We start from the raw sequence: 21602 nt of genomic DNA, 5'->3' as shown, positions 1-21602 counted from the left end.
TCCCAAATTACGTAAATTCGCAAGTATTAGCAAAATCAGTGTAGGCCGTATGCGACACGCTTGATATTCACTAAGTGCTTCCAGATGATCGGATCGGTTGAATGATTGTGGCCAAAAGTCCCACTGCCTTGCATGAATGACACAGGTAGTTCAGTTGTTTCCCCGAGCATGCCCTGTGTTGCTGATGTATTCACCAAAATGCGTCCGGCAGGCATAACGGTTGAGAATTGATGAATTTCATCTGGATCTTCGCTGTGTATTACAGCCGTATGCCCCGCGCCTTCGTTACAAATCAACGAATAGGCAAGAGAAATCCCATTTTCTTCATCAGCAGTATAGAGAGTAAGTACTGGCGCCATTTTTTCATTGCTGAGAAAATCATGCCTGCCTATTTCGGCGGGTATAACAAGCAATTTAATGGGATAAGGGCGTGAAATGTTGGCTTTAGCAGCTAAAGATGCCGCGCAGACACCAATATTTTCACGGCTTAAGTACTGGGTTTCCGGGTTAAATAACGCCTGGATAGTTTGCTCAACTTCGCTGCTTGTCAAGATTGCCGCTCCATTGGCTTCCAGAGCCGAGATCAGGTCATTTTTGCTCGCAGGATGTACTATGAGGTTGCTTTCTGAACCGCAAACGATGCCATTATCATATATCTTTCCATTAACAATATTGGCGGCGGCTTTCTGAATGTGAGCGGAACGGCTGATATAGACAGGGACATTGCCAGGCCCCACGCCAAATGCGGGTTTACCAGAACTGTAAGCCGCATGTACCAGATTTCTTCCTCCTGTCGCAAGGATCATGTCTACGCCGGGGTGCTGCATCAGCATATGGGTTTTATCATGGCTTGGAGGCGTGCAGACTTGAACCAATGAAACGGGCAATCCGTGCTCGGTAAGAACCTGTTGTACCAGATCAATAAATTCATTTGCCAATTTGCCAGTTTTACCGGGATAACTGAAAATGATGGCGTTGCGAGTTTTGATGGAAAGCATGATCTTGAAAAGCGAGTTTGGAATCGGATTTGTCAATGGGACAACGGCAAAGAGTAATCCAACTGGACTGGCATATTCAATGAGCCTTTGGGTTCCACCAAGACGACCATAGGTTTTGGTGCCATATAATCCCTTAAATACTTGGTTGACTACCAAAGCTAATTTGTGTTCTTTATCGTCGGCATTGCCGATACGAGTCACAGCAAGTTCTTTTTCAGCCCATTCCCGGCAGTGAGTGGAAAATATTTTTGCCAAATGGTGAAGAACGTTATCAATATCTTCATCTGACTGTTTTTCCAATTCTTTTTGGGCGATTTTTCCCTGGTCAACCAATTTGTCTATATAGGACGCTGTTTCAGTTTGCTGAACGGTGATATCGATATTTTCATTTATTGTCATGATGTTATCTCCATACATTTTTTATCTTAGGACATTACCAATCAATAGTCTGGCGAGCTGAATAAAAATGGCCGTGTTGTTCTCTGCCCTTATCTAAGGCCAGCCAAACAACCGTATCAGCACCTTCGGCAGCAGAATTGGGTGCCTGTTCTGAACTAATTTGGCTATCTAAGTCAGTTCTACACCAACCCGGGCTGCATACACTGACAGAAATCTTCGAATCACGAAATTCTTTCGCCCATTGTAAAGCGAGCATGTTCAGAGCGGCTTTAGAAGCTCGATAAGCTGGACCCTCGATTCTGTTGTATTTTGAATGCGGGTCAGCAGCTTGGGATAAAGCGGCAAGATCGGTAGATAAGAAAATGAGTCGAGCTTCTTCTGAACGAGAGAGCAGGGGTAAAAATGCTTGGGTGATGAGCCAAGGGCCAACCAAATTGACTGTCAGACTTTTATGGATGTCCTCCAGAGAGGTTTCGCTGGGTTTTTGGATTGAATCCAGAAAAACGCCAGCATTATTAATCAGTACATCAAGGGTTGTATTGGTACTGAGCAGTAAATTTGCAGCGGATTTTATGGATTCTGGATCTGTGACATCCAAATGAAGCAAATCGGCTGTTATTCCCATTTGGGTCAATTGTAAAACACTGTGCTCAAGCGCAGGTATATCACGGCCTGAAAGTATTACTTTATGGCCTCGTTCGCCCAATTTTTTAGCAATTTCAAATCCGATGCCTCTGTTGGCACCCGTAATTAAGCAAGTTTTCATATTAATTTCCTTCTTCAGTTACCATTGAATTATCTTCAGGCATACGATCTCTGATTTTTCTTTTGAGTTTTTTCCCTGTGACTCCGAGATCGTTGTCAGCGGATTGATAAACAATATTGTCGATCAATGGCCATTGTTTTTCCTGATGATAGGCGTTGATTTTTTGTAACAGTGTGGTCGGCTCAATTTCGTATCCTGCTTTCAGCTCGACGATAGCCGTAGTTTGTTGATCTCCATTGGGCAGGGAAGTAGCGACAATGCTGATATCAAAAATACTATCAATATTTTTCAACAGCCACTCTTCACATTGGGTACTGTAAAGTGGCCCTTGGGGAGTATTAATCCAATCTGATGTACGATCAACGTGGTAAAAGAAACCGTCGTTGGTACGGTAAACCAAATCACCTGTTAACCAATAACCATTAACCCGGTTTTTCTCGGTCAGGAGATGGTTATTCCAGTAACCCATGGTTACTGATTTTGAAATAACGCCCAACATACCTACTTGGTTATTGGGGAGAATATTTCCGTCTGCATCAAGTATGGCAGCATCAACCCAGGAAAAAGGTATTCCAATACAACGATCATATCTTTCTGTTTTTGGTTGATGAATATTTCTGAACATGGCAAATGCGAATTCTGAAGAGCCAAGATTGTCGATGAAAAAAGATCCACGCTCTTTTTTGCCATCAACGAAATGATGACCATAAGAAATCAGCTTTCGTATATGGGGTTCGTGATTCGCGTCACCCGTGGAAACCCAGTGGGAAATAGAATCAAGATCCCAGTCATCGAGGTCTTCCCTGCATAGATCAACAAATATTTTGGGAAAAGCAGCAACGGTGTCAGGTTTGATTTGTTCAATGGAATCTAAAATGTCAAAAGCGGTTTTCTTTGATTGAATATGTATTGCTGCACCTCGTGTCAATGTCAACATGATCAATGTCATCGAGGCTCCGTGAGAGTGCGGGAACATGGATAATATTTGTTTTCCGCGTTGCTTACCGACTTCTTTCAAAATACCGTGAAACATAGATTCATGGGTAAAAATAACTGGCTTTGGCAAACCGGTTGTGCCGGAAGTATGCCCTAACAGAATAATATCGTCTGCATGATGCCGGTAATAGCTTGAAATGGGTTTTTTTAATAAATTTAGTTCTTTGGGAGTAATAAACTGGATGTCAGTAGATTTATCATCCAGTGAGTTAATCCTTTCTTCCGTTGAAATAATAAATTTTGTTCCGCTGTTACGCATAAACGACATAGCAATATGACTACTGAGATCGCCATTCACAAAAATAGGGAACGAGCCTATATTGTTCAGTGCAATAAAATGAATTAAATAGTCAATAGTATCATCAAAATATAATGCCACGGGTTCACGTTTTTGGACGCCTAGCGCAATATAAGCCCCTGACAATTGATCTGATATCTTAACAAGATCATTGATTTCAAACTGTGATTTTTCTTCTTCTGGATTATCATATGTTGGTACATCACATGTTATTTTTGGGCTCATTCCTCGTTCACTAAAATAGTTATTGAGGTGGTGAATAAAGTTACCGGCACCAATATTTTCCGAACTAATAATCTGTTTTATTTCTTCTGGTGTAATCATTGGTCAATATCTCCTTGAATATCAATATATAAAATAATTTACTACATTAGGATTATTTGTGAAGCTATATAATTTATGACAGATATATAGCTACTGATATTGCCAGTGGGGATTATTGTATGCTATTCATCGGCTTCCATTCTTGTGTTATCGTGATGAAATTTTTAAGCATATCCAATCCGAAATCAGAGAGAATAGATTCAGGGTGGAATTGTACTCCATATATAGGAAAATCATTATGTTTGAGTGCCATAATGTCATTGTATTCATCACATGACCTTGCTGTCACTGTTAAACATTCCGGCAAGTCATCTACTACCAATGAATGATAACAGCCAACTTTGATATCTTGGGGTAAATTGGCAAATAAGTTTCTATCATTATGGGTGATTGTTGAAGTGTGACCATGATACACTTTATTGGCTCTGAGAACTTGCCCACCAAATTCTTGTGCTATACATTGATGACCAAGGCAAATACCTAAAATTGGAATTTTCCCAGCAAAATGTTGAATGGCCAGTGTTGATATTCCTGCTTCATTCGGGGTACAAGGTCCGGGTGAAATAATTAATCCAGTCGGATTATGTTGTTCTATATATTCTAAGGTAATTCGATCATTTTTTTTGACTAAAACTTCTATACCAAGCATACCCAAATATTGGGCGATATTGTAAGTAAAGGAGTCATAGTTATCTATAATGAAATACATGATTTATTTCCTATACCATTTCTAAAGACAATTGCTCTGCTTGATATGCTGCATGCATCATCATGCTATTTTTTTCGATCGTTTCTTGCCACTCACGTTCCGCTCTGGAGGCATCGATAATTCCAGCCCCAGCCTGTACATACAGTTGTCCCTGATGAAGTAACCCTGTCCGGATAGTGATAGCGAGATTAATATCGCCGTTCCAAGTGATGTAACCTAAGCAACCACCATAAATGCCCCTGCCATAGGGTTCCAATTCATGGATGATCTCCAGTGCTCGGATCTTGGGTGCTCCACTGAGTGTTCCCGCAGGGAAAGTGCTACTGATGACGTCTATTTCATCAACACCATTCATTTTCTCACCGGATACTTCCGACACAATGTGCATAACGTGAGAGAAATACTCAACACTTAACAGGTTACTGACCGTAACACTGCCTGTTTTAGCTACGCGTCCAATGTCATTGCGTGCCAGATCGACAAGCATAATGTGTTCGGCAATTTCTTTATTATCTGCAAGTAGCTCGGCTTTCAGTGCATCATCTTCTTGCTGGTTCATGCCACGATGCCGAGTTCCTGCCATCGGATGGCTGATCAATTTGTTTTGATGCAGGGAGACCATCATTTCAGGGGATGCGCCAACAACATGGCTATCTTCGACATTCATCAAATAACAGTACGGCGTGTTTGTCATACTGGTCAGTGCTTGATAAAGCTGTATGGCATTGGCTTTTAATGGTCGTGACATGGCTTGGGATAAAACAACCTGCATGGCATCACCTGCCTTGATGTACTCCTTGATCTTGTTGACGGCCATTTGAAAGTCATGCTGTGGAAAATGAGACTCCATATCCTTGAACCAAGTCGCTCTATCGGTGGTAGTAGAAGGACTAAAGTTAGCCTGTTGTTGATAGGGGATCTTTTCCAGTTCACTGATAATCTGGTTTATTCTTAGATTTGCATCAGTAAAATTTTGGGATTCAGTGGGTTTTGCATGGACAATGACATAGATGAGATCATTTCTATGATCTACAACGATCAATTCTTGACTGACTATTTGTAATATGTCCGGTAAATCAATTAATGTTTTTTTACGTGTATTGGCTTGGAGCTTAGGCTCGATAAGCCGTGTGGTTTCAAAGCCAAAATAACCAAACAACCCACCAGCATAATTGGGTAACTGATCAATTTTTGGTACACGATAGCTTGTCATTATTTGCCGCAGGGCATCCAGCGGGGGAATATCTGTTATATAAGTCGGAGCATTATTTTCGTCAAATACTTTGATTGAATAATCTTTGATTTCGATCCGCTGATGGCATGGAAGCCCAACAATAGAATAGGTTGCCCTATATTTATCCTCATGTTTTTCAGATAATTCGAAAAGATAACTATAGCTTTTGTTGGCTAAGGCTTCGTAAATGCTAATAGGAGATATCTGTGTTTTTTTGATATTTTTCCATACTGGCACTAAATTATATCCTTCTTCACCATAGGCAAGAAATTCATTAAGATTGAGCATAATTAATTCTCCGAGGATGAGAAGACATATTTTCGTCAGTAATTTTTTGGCGAGCGATTTCGATCATCGACTTACGGTCAATTTTACCGTTTCCATTCAGTGGAAATTGTTCTAAATTGAGATAAACATAGGGATGTTTATAACTTTCCACTTGGTGGCTGATAAAATTGGCTATCTGTTGACTGATGGCTTCAAATTCACTGGAAGAAGTTTTCAGACATAAAACAGGTCTGCATTCTTGGGTGCTATCCATCCAGGGGATCATAAATGCATCACCAATTTCTGGGAAAGCGGAATGGACGAGTTTTTCTATTTCTACCGGCACCAACCAGCGCCCCAATACTTTGAACTGTTCATCTTCACGGCCGTGATAATAAAGGAATCCTTCTTCGTCTTGCGAAAATAGATCTCCAGTGCGATACCAACCGTTGGAAAACTTGATATTTGTATCTTGATGGTTATTCCAATATCCCAGGGCTAAGGATTCTGAACTCAGCATAAGCACGCCAGTTTCCCCAGCCGGAACGGCTTTTCCATCTTTATCAACAATCTTTCCTGTACACCCGGCAATAAATTTTCCAATGCTGCCCGAACGAGATGGATGGCCATAAGTTGTCGCAAAAGCATGGCATGCTTCAGTTGCGCCAAATGCATCATGTATGACGATATTGAGCCGCTGAAACCAGGATTCTTTTAAAGGTGCAGGTAACATTGAGCCAGAAGAAACGACCAGGCGAAGATGGCAATTTTGTTTAAACTCATCATCTTCAAGTAACAAACGAAATATCATCGGCCCTGCCAACAGAACAGTTGGCTGAAATTGTTTGATATTACTCGTAACCCTTGTTATTGAAGGCCAAAGGCTATCTATAATTGCAGTGGCGCCGATAAATAGCGGGAAAAATAGGGTATTTCCCATACCATAACCAAAAAATGTTTTTGGTGTTGAATAGATAATGTCTGTTGTAGTTAAACCTAATTGATGTTTGGCAAAATGTTCACAGGAAGACAAAATTGATGTCACGCTGTGAATAACTCCCTTGGGTTTTCCAGTCGATCCTGAGGTATATTGAATGAAAGCAGGCTCAAGATGGGTTTTTTCCAAAAAATCATGCCATTTATCATTGGTGTTTTCAGGCATCCAATCACAGAATGCCGAAAGATCAGCACTCCTTTTAATACGGATAGTATTTTCTTTCGCTTCAGGTGCGATAGATATTTCATTATCCTCATCGAGGAAAATAAAGGGGGTATCAAATTCACCCAGTATGTAATTAAGAGTATTAGCCGGTAATTTCGGGTTAATAACGACCGGTAACGCTCCAATTGCTAAACTGGCAAAGAAAATAATAGCTAATTCCCGGCTGTCATTAAGACAGAGGATGACTGCTGTATTTTTTTCTATTTTTTTTAACGACATAGCAGAAGCACTTTTTTGGACAAAAAATGCAAGCTGGGAATAACTCAATGAGCCGTCTGGCCCGATAAAACAATCTTTATCAAGAGACGAGTTTTCCATGACAAATCGTTGCGCTAAATTTACTGATTTAGTTGTGCCGACAATAGCTTCAAGTGTAGGAAATGTGACTAATGACATAATAAATCACCTTCTTCATTAATTATTCTAATTCTTCACGAAGTGCGATGTTACCAATATTTTGTAATAATGGAGCATTCTCGCAAGCAATATAAAGGCATTTATTCTGACCCATATTGCTATGTTTATGTTCGACCCAGGCAGGGATATAAATGGCATCTCCTGCTGACCAAGCAACATCATTATTTCCTATTTTTGATACGCCATTTCCTTCAATGATATAGATGACAGTTTCATAATTATGTCGATGTAGATTCGTCGATTGTTCGGCGTCAAGATGGCCTAATGTCATGCTGATTGTTTTAGTCGGCAAATTGACGATATTGACTTTATGTTTTCTTTCTGCTGAAAATTGATTTTCACCATGACTATTACTGTTGATGACATCTTTATGAATAAGTTTCTCAGGAATAGAAGGTGTTGGTTTGTAGTTGACACGCCAAAAATCAGCAGAATGAAAGGAAAGATCATTTTTTTGATTATTTAAGTCGGCCTTTTCTGCGTTGTTCTTACGAACAACTTCACTCTCCCAGACACTATCCAGCATTTTTACGCGATTTCTTATCATTTCACTGCCAATATTGATGGCTTTGAGGCGTAATGATTCGTCCTGACTAGTGAGTCTATCTATGATTTCAAACATTTTAATAGCATGATCTTCATCTTCTTCAATATGGAGTGAGAAGAATTCTGTTGCATCCTTATTGTAATTCAATGTCATTAAGCGATTTAATACGGGCTTATAAATTAAGGGAACGATTGCTTCAGCGCCAAGGCACATGGCTGACAGACCCTCTAACGGATCATCTGAAAGACAGAAAGAAAACATAGCGTCAACCATAGCGGTTGTATTTTCAAAAGGTTTTTGACTATTGATATCAGCACCGACAGTCTTCAATGTTCTCTGAAAAAGCTCAGCATGAGTGATCTTGTTTTCATCCTCTAATCCCATTTCTTCCAGTAAATTGTGAAGAAGATCTTTTATATCTTCAAATACGTCTAATTTACTTATAAGCGCGATTAAATAACGTGTAAAATGACGAGAATAGTAGCAGTGTTGAATTAGGAATGTTTTTAACATTTCTTCACTGGCTGTACTGTCATTAAATGACTGGAGTACAGGGTGATCTGTCAATTTTTTTAATTCTTTTTCATCAAGCCAGTCAGACCAGATATTATCTGTATTTTCTGTGAAAATATTAGCCATACTTTCTTTAATATCTGTTTTTATGATTGAATTCATTATTGACTCTCTGGTTTTTTAATTAAAAATTGCGATCCAATAAGAAATTGGAATTTATTTCCCAAGTTTTTCTCATCGTTATTTTGGTTGTTAATTAATTTATTTATTTAATGTTAATTTTTATTTATAATTTCCTTCAGTATATTTATTTATTACTTATCTACCAATAGGCGACACTACCTAAATGCTAGCTTTGATGCTCGCATGTTAAGTGGGGGTGTCATTGCCGCGCATTATATTGGTTAAAAAAATGTTAATATGTCACCTAAAAATGGTGACAAAAAATAAAATGATAAAAAATGGTTTTATTATTTAATAGATTATGAATATCTTAAAATTAAGTATTTATAAAACAATGAGTTAATGAGATATATTAAAATATGAAACTACTATTTTAAATATTATTCGTAGACTGAATCTAAGGAAGGCTTTATATCGCTGTCGGGTAAACACATTTGATATTGATAAGAGTATCAAATGTGTAGATTGATGGTTTATTGAACTATAAATATCGCAAAGTCTTCTGCCAGATCGGTATTGGGGAATATTTCCCGACATTCCGCCAATAATCGCGAGCAATCTTCTATACCATAACGTCCGCTGATATGTGTTGCGATAAAGTGTTTTGCTTTGGCATCGCGTGCCAGTGTTGCCGCCTGCTTTGTGGTGGAATGCCCGTTATTATTGGCTTTTTCGGCAAGTGCATCTTCCAGCGTAATTTCATGCACCATCACATCAACATTGGCTGCCAGTTTCAGTGCTTCAGGGGTTGGTGTCGTATCGCCGAAAATGGCCAGCGACTTACCGGAAATCGGTGCACCCAGATAATCTTTGCCACACACCGTACGGCCATCTTCTAACGTCACCGTACCGCCTTGTTTTAAGGCCTGCATCCACGGGCCACGGGGAATATTATCCTGATTAAGTTTCTGGGTATCCAGACCACCGGGTTTGTCATGTTCTTCAATGCGATAGCCATAGCATTCCACGCGATGGTTAAGGGCGTAAGCCGTGACTTTCAACTCGCCATCATCAAACAGCAGTCCGGATTGTACTTCGACAATATCCAGTGGATAAGTGAGGAAGGAGCCGCTCAACTGCAATGCGGTTTCTACAAACTGCTGTATTCCCTTTGGCCCGTACAGCGTCACGGGATCGGTGGAGCCGCCCATCGAACGGCTGCACAGTAACCCGGGCAGGCCAAAGATATGATCGCCATGTAGATGGGTGATAAAGATCTTCTCCAGTTTCGGGATCTTGATGGAGGAGTTGAGGATCTGGTGCTGTGTTCCCTCACCACAATCAAACATCCACAGTGCATTGCGGATACCCCGTAAATCCAGAACTAGGCTGGTGACATTGCGCTCTTTCGTAGGAACACCCGCGCTGGTGCCTAAAAATTTCAGTTCCATTTTATTCTTCTCCTAATCATGTTGAATGCTATCCCAGTCCAGACCGAATCGGGCAAGGTACTTGCGTAATCTATCGGCATCATTGGGCTGCTTCTTTTGTTGGCGGGAAACAGCGAACAGCTTGCGGCCTGCTTCGGATAAGCTGGCAGATTCACGGCAAACTTTAATGACTGTTTCCAACTGTTGGCGGTCAAACAGATCCACTTCCGGCAAATGATTCGGTAGCAGGGAAGAGAGCCTATTATCCTGCCAATTCTGTTTGAGCCGCGTAATTTCCTCTTCAACCAAATGCTGATTGATGCGTCCATTTTCGGCGAATGTTGCCATACGTGCGACAGATGCGCCTAACTCGCGGAAGTTGCCCCGCCATTGCGCCTGTTCTGAACAGGCAAAATGCAGGTAAATCAGTCGCGCTTCCTTATCGAAGCGAACCTGTGTCTGCTGCATCTGTGCATAGCGGGCAAGTTCATACTCAATGTTCGGCTCAATATCTTCACGACGCTGCGCCAGACCGGGGAGTTGATAAGTCCACATATTGATACGGGCGTACAGATCTTCACGGAATTTCCCTTGTACCACCCAATCGCGCAGATCGCGGTGAGTACCGGCAATTAACTGAAAATCACTGTGAACTTCTTTATCAGAGCCATAAGGCAGGAAGCTTTTCTCTTCAATGGCCTTCAATAGCATAGCCTGCTCATCCAATCCCAGTTCTGCCACTTCGTCAAGAAACAAAATGCCGCTATCGGCTTCACGCAGAAGCCCTGTACGCGGCTGAATGGCACCCGTAAACGCCCCTTTAACATGACCAAACAGCGTGGACATCGCATTATCACCGCGCAGGGTCGCGCAGTTTACTTCCACAAAACGGCCTTGAATCAAATGGCGAGATTGCCGCAACTGATAGATCCGGCGAGCCAGAAAAGACTTGCCCGCACCCGTTGGCCCCATCAGCAAAATTGGGGCGGAAGAACGCAGGGCGACACGTTCAACTTGGTCGATCAAGCGGTTGAAATTAGCATTGCGCGTGGCGATACCCGATTTCAGAAATGCGACCTGTTCCTGCTGTTCATGCAAAAAGCGGCTGGTCAAGGTAGTATAGCGGCTGAGATCCAAATCGATAATGGTGTAGACGCCTTCAGGATGGCTCTCGCGATCGCCATTTCTAGGGGAAGTCTGGAGCAACTGGGCGGGCAGATAACGGGCTTCGGTCAGCAAAAACCAGCAAATTTGGGCGACGTGTGTGCCTGTTGTGATATGTACCAGATATTCTTCGTTTTCAGTATCAAAAGGATAACGCACGGCAAAATCAAGCTGCGCGGTATAGACTTCTTCAAAATCCCACGGGTCTTCAATTTTGAGCTCCTGCAAAACCACTTCCGTCTTTGGCGAAGTCTCTGCGATATCCTCCTTCACTCTTTGTGCTAAACCATAGTCATTGGTTTGGTAGAGCAGTTCCAGCCTGTCAATCGGCAACTCCGCCTGCTGGCACATACCAATCGTAGGGCGCCATTTTGTCCAGCGATTGGCCTTTTTGCCCCGTCTATCCAACTTCGTACCCAAAACCCCAATGACAACTCTACGTTTCATGATCTTCCCTGTGATTCGATTATCTAATTTTATAAACAACGATATAAAAAGATAAGAAAAATTGACTGCAAAAACAATCGCCAAAAATGGATTTAAATAAAAATAATTAATTTTCAAATAGATAAAAAATATTTCTGCTTTTTTTAAAGTTGGCACGCAATTGGCAATAACTCGTATGTGGGAACCCGTTCACTGTTGAATACCGCGAAAGTGATGGAAAGCATCGCTGAACGAATCAATCAAATTTCGGTATATGGCGGTTTAGATCAAGTTCTAAATGGGCTGGTACAAATTAAAGGAGAACAAAAATGACAACAACTGAAATGAAAACCAACGCTTATAACTTATTGACGCAAGAAAATGGCGCTCAAGTAAAAATGTGGACTCACGGAGTCCCGGTTGATCCGAAAGCCATTACCCAATTGCAGAACACGGCCAAGATGCCTTTTGTATTCAAACATCTGGCGGTAATGCCGGATGTCCATGTCGGTAAAGGATCGACTATCGGTAGCGTGATCCCAACACGCGGAGCCATCATACCCGCCGCGGTTGGCGTGGATATCGGTTGTGGAATGATTGCCGTGCGTACTTCCCTGATGGCATCAGATTTGCCGGACAGCTTGTTGAATATCCGTCATGCCATTGAAGCGGCTGTGCCACATGGGCGTACTGTGAATCGTGGTGGTCGTGATAAGGGTTCTTGGCATCGCGCGCCGGAAATTGTGGATCAGCATTGGGCGACGTTGGCGGATGGTTTCAAATGTATTACCGATAAATACCCAAAATTACTGAACACCAATAACCATCAGCATTTGGGAACACTGGGAACTGGTAACCATTTCATCGAATTGTGCCTTGATGAAGCAGATCGTGTCTGGGTGATGCTGCATAGCGGTTCCCGTGGGGTGGGTAACGCTATCGGTAACTTGTTTATCACATTGGCGCAGAAAGATATGCAGCAGCATATTGTGAACCTGCCAGACCGTGATTTGGCTTATTTCGAAGAAGGCAGCCGTTATTTTGATGATTACATGGAAGCGGTTGGTTGGGCACAGGATTACGCTCGTCAGAACAGGGAAGTGATGATGCACCGCGTGCTTGAATCCTTGTCACGCGAGATCCCAAAACCGTTTACGACACAGCAGGAAGCCGTGAACTGCCATCATAACTATGTTCAGCGTGAACAGCATTACGGTGAGGAGGTTTTGGTGACACGTAAAGGTGCGGTATCTGCCCGCAAAGGCCAGATGGGGATCATTCCGGGTTCAATGGGCGCGAAAAGCTATATTGTCCGTGGCCTTGGAAACGAAGAAAGTTTCTGTTCATGCAGCCACGGAGCGGGGCGTGTAATGAGCCGTACTGAGGCGAAAAAACGTTTCACCGTAAGCGATCAAAAGCGTGCAACTGCACATGTGGAATGCCGTAAAGACAGTGATGTGATTGATGAGATACCAATGGCTTACAAAGATATTGATGCTGTGATGGAAGCTCAGTCATCGCTGGTGGAAATTGTGCATACCCTGCGTCAGGTGGTTTGCGTAAAAGGATAAAAATAGTCATAGGAAAATGGAAATCATGGAGAGGAAAACAACCGCGGTCAGCCCTGCCATGCGCACCCGCGTCAAACAGGAATTGGCTGGCATAGAGAAAAGGTATGGCGTGCGGATACTGTACGCCTGTGAATCCGGCAGTCGTGGGTGGGGCTTTGCCTCACCCGACAGTGATTACGATGTGCGGTTCATTTATGTCCATCCCGTGGACTGGTATCTCACCATAGAAGCAGGGCGGGATGTGATCGAACTGCCGATCAGCGATGAGCTGGATATCTGCGGGTGGGAACTGCGTAAGACACTAAAGTTACTGAAACAGGCGAATCCAACGTTAATGGAATGGTTGGATTCGCCGATTATTTATCAGGCAGATCCGGCCGCTACCAGTGGATTGAAAACGATGGTGCCGCATTTCTTTTCGGATATCAAAGCGCACTATCACTACCTTTCGATGGCGAAGAAAAACTTTCGGGGTTATCTGCAAGGTGAAAAAATTCGGCTAAAAAAATACTTTTACGTATTGTGTCCATTGCTTGCTGTGCGCTGGATCGAAATGGGTAAAGGAGTACCACCGATTGATTTTGAAACGCTGGTGGCAGGTACAGTCAATGATCCTCAATTGAAAGCGGAAATTGAGGATCTATTGCGGAGCAAGAGATTAGCGAATGAGGCAGAATATGGCCCGCGTAAGCTGAGGGTTCACGCCTTTATTGAATCAGAACTTAATGAAATATTGTCTCGTTGCGAACTCAAGGATAAGCGTGAACGCAGTCATATATTGCTGGATGATTATTTAAGGCGTTGGGTGATGAAGCGCGTATAAAGAGACACCTTCAAACAAGGGTTCTGTTTCTTCGATGCATCGATAAATGGTTGTAGGGTGAACATTGAACGTTCTGGCAATGCTGCTGATGGACTGTCTATACTTTAGAAGTTCGTGGACGAGATCCTTCTGGTCTGGTCTGAGTTTGGATGGTCTACCGAATGCAACACCACGCTTTTTGGCATCAAGCCGACCATCTTGTGTTCTTTGACGGATCACGGTTTACGCATATGTCGATGTGACGGACGATACCCGCTTGGGCCTGAAATCGATCGCAATATTGTTTGGTCGAAGCGGTCAAGCCTACATTGGGCTTGTTCTATGCCCTCGCCGCCGCGTCGTGGGCGGTCGTGGGCTGGCTGCTAGGTATGTCGATTCCCTACTCTGTCGATTATCGCGACCCATCTGGTTTGGCAGGCGTGGTGCGTTGACCTCGAAAGACCGGAGCTGAATTTCTGGCTCTTCCTGTCGAATATCCTGACCAGTGCGCTTCTGCTTCTGGCAAGTGCAGCCTTCGCAGGAACGTGGTTTTAGTTACGAGATGTGTCGCGGGGTTTTGGGATTTTCGCGACCGGGAACGCTCATTGTGATGGCCGCAAAAACCGGCTGACCATTGTGGTTATGAGTTTCCGGCTTTCGTCGAAGTTGATATCGGAGGTCATCAGCGGCAGCATAGGTGCCGCGTCGAGAATAGCCACCAGCACGGCGCTTGTGTGCTGCGGATCAAGCTCGGGATCGACTTCTCCACGTGACTGTCCTGCCTTTAGTGTTGCCGACAGTAGCTCCCGCACTCCATCGGTGTTTTCTTTCAGGATGGCGCGGATTCTTTCGTTCCGCCCGGCTTCGGCCAGTAGCTCGAACAGAATGCGACAATGGGAGAGATCGTCCCACCCCTTCATGCTCCACAGTTCCGATAGCAGCACGGTTGCGGTTTGCTCACCTTCCGCATGGCTGCTGAAATGGGCGTGGAGCTGCGACAGGTAGTCGTTGGCCATCTGCTCGATGATCGTGTCCTTGCTCGGAAAGTAGTGATAGAGGTGGCCAGGACTCATGGCCGCCTCCTTGCAAATCATTGAGATTGACGCGCCTTGCAGCCCGTTTCGCAGGAAGCAGCGGTGCGCCGCCGCAAGAATTTCCTGCCGTTTGCCTTCGTGCTGTTCGGGATCGCGTTTGCGAACCATGGGGGCCTCCTTTAAAATAGTATGATCACTCTATTATAGATTGACTTTGACATAATATAATAACTAGAATGATCGTTCAATCTATAGCGGAATCGCCGATGGGTCCAGCGAAATGCTGCCACGGCCGAACCGCTTTCGTCGAAGGTGCGAGGTGTCATGAACAAATCACTGTCAGTCATATCATTAATCCTGGCCTGGATTCTGGCCGCGTTCTTCCTGTTTGGTGCTTACGGAAACACGTTCATCTCCGAAGAGAACGCGGCGGCCTATGCCGCTTGGGGCTATCCCGACTGGTTCCATTACATCACTGCCATCCTCGAACTGGCTACCGCGCTCCTGCTGATACGCGCCGTATCGCGACCGTTCGGAGCAGGGTTGGGCGCGCTGGTGATGGCCGCTGCGTCCCTCACGACACTGGTGAACGCTGACTACGGCCACGCAGTCGTCCCAAGCGTCGTTCTGTTGGTCTCCCTCGTGGTGCTGGGTCTGTCCCTCCGTGTGCGGCACGCATCCATCTGAAATCCTACCCGTTCGGAGAAGTTATCAATGAACCACACACCTACGTCGGCTGGCCCGGCCTATCCTGACAACACGGCTTTGGCCCATCTCGACGGCTGGTCCGATCTGTTGTCCGGCCGCTATCTCGCCATCGTTGCCGTCATGGCAAGTGGCGTCCTGCTCTACGCGATGAACCTCTATTTCACCGCTGCGCTCATGCCTTCCATCGTCGGGGATATCGGCGGCCAGCAATATTACGCCTGGGTGACGACGGCCTTCGTCATCTCAGCCATCGTCGCGTCCCTGTTCGTCAGCCGTATCCTCGAATGGAAAGGCCCCGGCCTCGCCTATGTGACGGCCTTCGTCGTCTTCGCACTCGGAGCGGCAGCTAACGCCGCGAGTCCGACGATGGAACTGTTGATCGTCGGCCGTGTGGTTCAGGGTCTCGGTGGCGGGTTGCTGGCCGGTCTCGGCTATGCCGTGATCCGCGCTGCACTCCCCGAACGCCATTGGGCGCGAGCAACCGGCATCGTCTCGGCCATGTGGGGCCTTGGCACCCTGTTCGGGCCGGTGCTCGGGGGGATCTTTGCCGAACTCGGCCTCTGGAGATGGTCCTACGGGGTGCTCGCTGTGGTCTCGCTACTGTTCGGGATCATCGCGCGCCGTGCGTTTTCCCGCATGGTCGGCTCCGAGCATCGCTCGCCCGTTCCCGTCGCCTCCCTCATTCCACTTGTTCTAGCGACGATCGCTATCAGCCTCAGCGCCATCGTGCCCATCGGCTGGCCGACGCTGGCAGCGGTCGGAATCGGTCTTGTCCTACTCTGGCTGTTCGTCATCGTTGAGCGGCGGTCGCAAAACACAATCCTGCCGCGCATCACTTACCGGCGCGGCAATGCGCTGAAATGGGTCTATTTGACGGTCGCTGCCTTGAGCGCGGGTGTGATGGTGGAGAATTTCATCCCGCTTTTCGGGCAGCAACTGGCCGGCCTGAGTCCGTTGATTGCCGGCCTGCTCGGCGCGGTGCTGTCGCTGGCTTGGGTCATCGCGCAACTGTTCATCGTCTCGGTTAAGAACGAAAGCGGTCGCCGGCGCGCCATTCGTCTCGGCCCCCTTCTGCTGACGGCAGGATTGATCGCCTATGGTTTTCTACAGGCCGAGGGTGCAACGTTGTCAATGGTTGTCATTTGGGCCGCCGTCCTCGCGCTCGCGGGCGTCGGGATAGGTCTCGCGTGGCCTCTGCTTGGTGTCGCCGCGATGAGCAGCACCAGCGATCCCGCCGAGGGCGGCAAGGCGGCTGCTGCGATCACCATCACTCAGCTTATCGCCTTTTCGATCACGTCCGCGCTCGCTGGCACGCTGATGACTGCAGGCGGGGAATCCGTCGCGGATTCGGCGCGCTATGTCACACTCGGAATCACGCTCCTGACCCTGTTCGGCATCTTCGCTGCCGGCATTGCCACGAGACGGTAGTCGCAGCTTGGCTATCGCCAGTGATGTGTAACCCCTAGGAAGCACGGTAAACGCTTGAACCCTGCGCTGATCGTGTTGCGTAATGTTCCAAATGCTCTGGTGCGGGTGAAATTACTGCAAAATAAAGTGGGACCACGGTCCCACTGATGCACTCTGGTTAGAACAGGTCAGAATGGGTTCCTGTTTGTTCGAATCTCAGAAGAGCATTAGTCATTTTGTAAATAAGAATCCAGTCAGGTTCTATGTGAGCATCCCGATACCCCTTGTAATTTCCTTGTAGAGAGTGATCTTTGTATACATCTGGAGAGGTAGCTCATCGTTAATTAACAATTTCATCAACTTTTTCAGCTTGCCTATATCCTTATGGCGCTTCTGAGCCAATTTCACATTCCTCTGAAACTGGCCTGAATATTCAATCTCCCGTTGTTTCATGGTCTATCAGATACCTAGTTTATCAAATAGATCATCAGCATCTTTCGTTTTATGAACATCAACGCCTTTCTCACTGTTAGTGATGGTTTTAGCTGTCAGTTCGTTTGGGATATGCATATCGAAGGGTAAAGTTTTTTCCTTGGCGACTTTGGTCAGAGTGATACGCATCAGGTCGGATATAGTTAAACCCATGCCAGCAAGTACTTTAGTAGCTTCATTTTTTTAGTGTCCCACTTACACGAGCACAAACAACAGCATTTGCAGTCATGTTAAACCTCCTATGTTGGTTAATAATCAGGCTGTAGCCCAAGCTGGGCTGCATGATCAAGTGTGGGGCAGAGAATCGTGGGCGTTCTACGGGTTTTGGCTGCTTTGTCGGTTCCTCGTCCTCATCATCTTGGATAATGATATTTGGAGAATTATTTACCCGTTGATATCTGCAAGCTAAAAAAATACTTTTACGTATTACGCCCATTGCTTGCTGTACGCTGGATCGAGATGAGTAAGGGTGTCCTGCCGATTGATTTTGAAACGCTGGTGGCAGGTACAGTTGATGATCCTCAATTGAAAGCGGAAATTGGTGATCTACTGCGGATCAAACAATCAGCGAATGAGGCAAAATATGGCCTGCGTAAACCGAGAGTTTACGCCTTTAAACAAGAGAATTCAGATTCATAGGTAAAAAATGGCTCAATTCGATACCAAAATAAGCAAATTTTTAAGTTATGTGTTGCGTCATCAACCTGAATCTATTGGCTTAACGCTAGATAGTGAAGGGTGGGCAGATATCGGCGAACTGATTAAATGTGCGGAGAAGCACGGTAAGCGCTTGAACCATGCGCTGATCGCAACGATCGTCGAGACCAATGATAAAAAGCGATTTGCCATTTCAGACGATCAAAAACGAATCAGAGCGGTACAGGGGCATTCAAGCCAAAAGGTCGATATCAGTTACCAAGCGCAAGTCCCGCCGGCGGTTTTGTATCACGGTACAGCCACCCGTTTTCTGGATTCGATTTTCCAGCAGGGATTGGTGGCAGGTTCGCGCCATTACGTGCATTTATCGGCAGATGAAGCCACAGCCATTAAAGTCGGGCAGCGTCATGGCAAGCCGGGTATCCTTAAAATTAACGCCCAGTTAATGTATGAACAGGGCTTTAAATTCCATCAGGCAGATAATGGCGTTTGGTTGACAAAATCGGTGCCGGTCAAATATATAAGCTTCAATTAGATTCTTATTTTCGGAGATTACCATGTTGGTTACTGATGCTCTGCTGGCATTCATCGTTGCCGCTATATTACTCACATTAACTCCGGGTTTGGACACGGCTCTGGTTTTAAGGACAGCGACCGTTGAGGGCGGCAAAAAAGCCCTGCACGCTGCTTTAGGTATTAATGCAGGATGTTTTATTTGGGGCGCGATGGTGGCATTTGGCCTTGGCACATTAATTGCCGTCTCCGAACTGGCATTTAATATCCTGAAATGGTGTGGTGCGCTTTACTTATGTTGGCTGGGTATTCAGATGATTTTGCGTCCCAGCCAGAGCCTTGCGGGAGAAACCGCTTCCTCCCCTGTTAAAACGCAGAACTGGTTTATCAGAGGTATGCTGGGCAATGTGCTCAACCCGAAAATGGGCGTATTTTACGTCTCCTTCCTGCCCCAGTTTATTCCTCAAGGACATTCACCCGTATTATGGATATTTGGCTTAGTGAGCATTCACGTATTACTCGGCACGATATGGTCATTATTGCTGATATATGCCACCCGCCCGCTTTCCCATCTATTACGTCGTGAAAATGTCATTAAATGGATGAACCGCGCGACAGGGGGATTATTTCTGTTTTTTGCGTTTAAGTTGGTGTTGAGCCGGTGATAACATCTGAAATCTCAATTGACGTATATTTTTTGTTTCTATGGGTGGCATTCATCGTTGCCGCTCTTTTATTTATGATGATTCCAGGTATACGGTATTGGTTTTAAGCATGGCGGCCTGTATGTTGGAGATTGTGATAATTGGATAAGCGAATTGTCGGGGCAGCTCCAGCAGTTCGGGAATCTCTACAGGCAGAACAGGCGCTGAAACTCCAATTACAGGCAGAGGCATTAGCCCGACCAGAGCCTGCACAAATACGGAAGAGATCAGGCCCTGGCTATGGGCCAAGTATGTAGGGTTTAACCTAACTTATTCAGTAATGGCAGGTAATAGACTTTGGGTTTTCAAGGATGAAACACCCCATAAATTAACGTCTTGTAAATGCTTTTTTTAATGATATTTTGGAAAAATTATTTTTATCTAAGGAGTTAAAATGACTGAATTAAGAGAAATGACAACTGCTGAGTTTGAATTATTCCGTTTACTTTTTATAAATGAGCATGCATTAGACTTAGCTTCAACACGAGGTTATCCGGCAGACGTATCACTTAAAAAAGCCTCTCAGTTGATTGATGTAACCCAATCCCAAGCAACAGAGAAAGTGATAAACAAATTCTGGTGCATTGTGAAATCAGATCATGAGCGGCCAGTGATTGGTTATCTATGGATAGAACTTCAAGAGCAAGCTGCGTGGGTTTGCGATTTTCACTTATTACCCGAGTGGCGTCGTAAGGGATTAGGTAAGGCGGCTCTGGATAAAATGAAAAGTAATCTCATGTCTATGGGCATCACAGAGGTAGGGTTGAGAGTCGCTCCCAATAATCCAGTTGCTAAAGTACTATACGAAAAAAGTGGTTTTCATATCACTGGGTTTAATATGTCTAAAACTCTAAGTTAAAGCCGCCTGAGTAGGCGATTTTAACTTTTTTAAGCACGGCCGCCCTGAATTACACTCAGGCCATTGGTAAGCGCTTTTTTATGATTATTTACCGTACCTTTCCAGCCGAACTGAGGGTTTAAACGGTAACTGTGACTACGTCCGATTTTGGGTCCTTGTAATATCACATCAAGTTCGATGAGCGCCTTTACTGTTCCGTTGCTCCTGAAACTCCTACCTCCCAAAATCGGGTCAGCTATTTGCTCCACAACTCCAGCCATCGAGTGCAGCCGACTCCTGACATTTCGTGCAATCGTCTTCTGAAAATGACACTCAATACCTGGTCGAGTAGCCTGTGGGTGAGATCCTCTCGGGCTACTCGACCAGTTGGTTGGCGGTTGGCTATTTTGATTACTGGTAGCTCTATGCACTTTTAGCTATAATAGCTATTCAAGCCATTTTAGACGGTAGGTGATGTATGGAAATTATTCCCGCACAACTAGCTAAGAACCAGTTTGGTGATCTGCTTATGAAAGTTCAGCGTGAGCCTGTGGAAATTAGTAAGCATGGTAAGCGTGTGGCCGTGGTTATCTCTCCTGAAGAGTATGATCAGTTCGTACAGCTCAAGTTACAGAATTTAAAAGCCGTTCTGGCTGAATCTATTGCACAAGCTGATCGTGGCGAATTGCATAGTATTGATGATGTATTTGCCACGTTGACGGTTGATGAACTTGAGGGTAAGGCTTAGGGATGAGTGTCCGGTTTACTAAGAAGGCCAGAGAGCATATTCGTGCAGTAAAGCTCTATTCTATGCGCCGATGGGGGGTGAGTGTCGCGGAAGCTTATGCAACTTCGTTGCGTGTGACTATGACGGAAATTCTTGATCGTCACCCATCCCCCGGTCGTGATCGCAGTGAGGATCTTTATTTTGGTGTGCTAAGTTTCCCCGTAGAGAGCCACATTATTTACTACCGGGAAGTCCCGACTGGTATTGAAGTGTTGGCGGTGTTGCATCAGACGCAAGATCTACATAACCATCTATA

At 45.0% G+C, this 21602-nt stretch carries 23 protein-coding genes and 3 pseudogenes; 12 read left to right on the top strand and 14 right to left on the bottom strand.

Annotated elements, in window-relative coordinates:
• Positions 1–35: 35 nt before the first annotated feature.
• The 9 genes from PSI22_RS14825 to rtcR form a co-directional block, all read right to left on the bottom strand.
• Positions 36–1397, bottom strand: a complete 1362-nt coding sequence (locus PSI22_RS14825; RefSeq protein WP_273580424.1) for an aldehyde dehydrogenase family protein — start codon at positions 1395–1397, stop codon at positions 36–38.
• A gap of 34 nt (positions 1398–1431) precedes the next feature.
• Complete coding sequence (locus PSI22_RS14820; protein ID WP_273580423.1) at positions 1432–2163, bottom strand: SDR family NAD(P)-dependent oxidoreductase; 732 nt, start codon at positions 2161–2163, stop codon at positions 1432–1434.
• 1 nt (position 2164) lies between these two features.
• Positions 2165–3781 carry a class I adenylate-forming enzyme family protein gene (locus tag PSI22_RS14815; RefSeq protein ID WP_273580422.1) on the bottom strand — a complete coding sequence of 539 codons (1617 nt, stop codon included), beginning with the start codon at positions 3779–3781 and terminating at the stop codon, positions 2165–2167.
• A gap of 112 nt (positions 3782–3893) precedes the next feature.
• Positions 3894–4490, bottom strand: coding sequence for an anthranilate synthase component II (locus PSI22_RS14810; protein WP_273580421.1), 597 nt, complete (start codon positions 4488–4490; stop codon positions 3894–3896).
• Positions 4491–4500: 10 nt separating this feature from the next.
• Positions 4501–6012, bottom strand: a complete 1512-nt coding sequence (locus tag PSI22_RS14805) for an anthranilate synthase component I family protein (RefSeq protein ID WP_273580420.1) — start codon at positions 6010–6012, stop codon at positions 4501–4503.
• Complete coding sequence (locus PSI22_RS14800) at positions 5999–7609, bottom strand: AMP-binding protein (protein ID WP_273580419.1); 1611 nt, start codon at positions 7607–7609, stop codon at positions 5999–6001. The genes PSI22_RS14805 and PSI22_RS14800 overlap by 14 nt, the downstream gene beginning before the upstream one ends.
• 22 nt (positions 7610–7631) lie before the next feature.
• Positions 7632–8852 (bottom strand): iron-containing redox enzyme family protein, encoded by a 1221-nt coding sequence (locus tag PSI22_RS14795; protein ID WP_273580418.1) that lies wholly within the window; start codon positions 8850–8852, stop codon positions 7632–7634.
• Positions 8853–9346: 494 nt separating this feature from the next.
• Positions 9347–10264: a ribonuclease Z gene (gene rnz / locus PSI22_RS14790; RefSeq protein ID WP_273580417.1), complete on the bottom strand. Its 918-nt coding sequence runs from the start codon at positions 10262–10264 to the stop codon at positions 9347–9349.
• Between the two features lie 12 nt (positions 10265–10276).
• Positions 10277–11854, bottom strand: coding sequence for an RNA repair transcriptional activator RtcR (gene rtcR, locus PSI22_RS14785; RefSeq protein ID WP_273580416.1), 1578 nt, complete (start codon positions 11852–11854; stop codon positions 10277–10279).
• 183 nt (positions 11855–12037) lie between these two features.
• On the opposite strand from rtcR, the pseudogene PSI22_RS21535 reads away from it, so the two are divergent.
• The 3 genes and pseudogenes from PSI22_RS21535 to PSI22_RS14775 all read left to right on the top strand — a co-directional run.
• Positions 12038–12166: pseudogene (locus tag PSI22_RS21535) on the top strand (slipin family protein); the annotation flags it as partial.
• An 11-nt stretch (positions 12167–12177) separates the two neighbouring features.
• Complete coding sequence (locus tag PSI22_RS14780) at positions 12178–13404, top strand: RtcB family protein (protein WP_273580446.1); 1227 nt, start codon at positions 12178–12180, stop codon at positions 13402–13404.
• A gap of 16 nt (positions 13405–13420) precedes the next feature.
• Entirely contained in the window at positions 13421–14227 is an 807-nt protein-coding gene (locus PSI22_RS14775) for a nucleotidyltransferase domain-containing protein (RefSeq protein WP_273580415.1), read from the top strand.
• Here PSI22_RS14775 and PSI22_RS21530 read toward each other — a convergent pair.
• Positions 14198–14446, bottom strand: coding sequence for a helix-turn-helix domain-containing protein (locus PSI22_RS21530; protein WP_370689035.1), 249 nt, complete (start codon positions 14444–14446; stop codon positions 14198–14200). The two genes, PSI22_RS14775 and PSI22_RS21530, sit on opposite strands and share 30 nt — an antisense overlap.
• Before the next feature lie 362 nt (positions 14447–14808).
• Positions 14809–15408, bottom strand: coding sequence for a TetR/AcrR family transcriptional regulator (locus PSI22_RS14770; protein ID WP_273580414.1), 600 nt, complete (start codon positions 15406–15408; stop codon positions 14809–14811).
• 156 nt (positions 15409–15564) lie between these two features.
• Here PSI22_RS14770 and PSI22_RS14765 point away from each other — a divergent pair, with 156 nt between their 5' ends.
• Positions 15565–15927, top strand: a complete 363-nt coding sequence (locus PSI22_RS14765; protein WP_273580413.1) for a DoxX family protein — start codon at positions 15565–15567, stop codon at positions 15925–15927.
• Between the two features lie 27 nt (positions 15928–15954).
• Positions 15955–17376, top strand: a complete 1422-nt coding sequence (locus PSI22_RS14760; RefSeq protein WP_273580412.1) for an MFS transporter — start codon at positions 15955–15957, stop codon at positions 17374–17376.
• A 157-nt stretch (positions 17377–17533) separates the two neighbouring features.
• Here PSI22_RS14760 and PSI22_RS14755 read toward each other — a convergent pair.
• Positions 17534–17808: pseudogene (locus PSI22_RS14755) on the bottom strand (type II toxin-antitoxin system YafQ family toxin).
• Positions 17809–17814: 6 nt separating this feature from the next.
• Positions 17815–18076 (bottom strand): annotated as a pseudogene (locus tag PSI22_RS14750) (type II toxin-antitoxin system RelB/DinJ family antitoxin).
• A 143-nt stretch (positions 18077–18219) separates the two neighbouring features.
• On the opposite strand from PSI22_RS14750, the gene PSI22_RS14745 reads away from it, so the two are divergent.
• The 5 genes from PSI22_RS14745 (at position 18220) to PSI22_RS14725 (ending at position 20580) form a co-directional block, all read left to right on the top strand.
• Positions 18220–18486: a DNA polymerase beta superfamily protein gene (locus tag PSI22_RS14745; protein WP_273580411.1), complete on the top strand. Its 267-nt coding sequence runs from the start codon at positions 18220–18222 to the stop codon at positions 18484–18486.
• A 7-nt stretch (positions 18487–18493) separates the two neighbouring features.
• A complete protein-coding gene (locus tag PSI22_RS14740) occupies positions 18494–19039 on the top strand; it encodes an RNA 2'-phosphotransferase (RefSeq protein ID WP_273580410.1) in 546 nt (181 codons plus the stop codon).
• A 22-nt stretch (positions 19040–19061) separates the two neighbouring features.
• The gene (locus tag PSI22_RS14735) at positions 19062–19682 is read left to right on the top strand and encodes a LysE family translocator (protein ID WP_273580409.1); all 621 of its coding nucleotides are present in this window, start codon (positions 19062–19064) and stop codon (positions 19680–19682) included.
• A gap of 140 nt (positions 19683–19822) precedes the next feature.
• Positions 19823–19978, top strand: a complete 156-nt coding sequence (locus PSI22_RS14730) for a hypothetical protein (RefSeq protein WP_273580408.1) — start codon at positions 19823–19825, stop codon at positions 19976–19978.
• A gap of 137 nt (positions 19979–20115) precedes the next feature.
• On the top strand, positions 20116–20580 hold the full coding sequence (locus PSI22_RS14725; protein ID WP_273580407.1) for a GNAT family N-acetyltransferase: 465 nt from the start codon (positions 20116–20118) through the stop codon (positions 20578–20580).
• 29 nt (positions 20581–20609) lie between these two features.
• Here the strand turns inward: PSI22_RS14725 and PSI22_RS14720 are convergent, their stop codons facing one another.
• Positions 20610–20840, bottom strand: a complete 231-nt coding sequence (locus tag PSI22_RS14720; RefSeq protein ID WP_273580406.1) for a hypothetical protein — start codon at positions 20838–20840, stop codon at positions 20610–20612.
• A 197-nt stretch (positions 20841–21037) separates the two neighbouring features.
• Between PSI22_RS14720 and PSI22_RS14715 the strand changes: the two genes are divergently transcribed.
• Both PSI22_RS14715 and PSI22_RS14710 read left to right on the top strand, forming a co-directional pair.
• Positions 21038–21307 carry a type II toxin-antitoxin system Phd/YefM family antitoxin gene (locus PSI22_RS14715; protein WP_273580405.1) on the top strand — a complete coding sequence of 90 codons (270 nt, stop codon included), beginning with the start codon at positions 21038–21040 and terminating at the stop codon, positions 21305–21307.
• Between the two features lie 2 nt (positions 21308–21309).
• Positions 21310–21602, top strand: a 293-nt coding sequence (locus PSI22_RS14710) for a type II toxin-antitoxin system RelE/ParE family toxin (protein ID WP_273580404.1), incomplete at its 3' end; no start/stop codon positions are given.

The sequence above is a fragment of the Xenorhabdus aichiensis genome, from assembly GCF_028598775.1.
Classification (GTDB): Bacteria; Pseudomonadota; Gammaproteobacteria; order Enterobacterales; family Enterobacteriaceae; genus Xenorhabdus; species Xenorhabdus bovienii.
The sequence above is the reverse complement of the archived record's forward strand: the minus strand, read 5'-3'. Positions and strand labels throughout refer to the sequence as shown.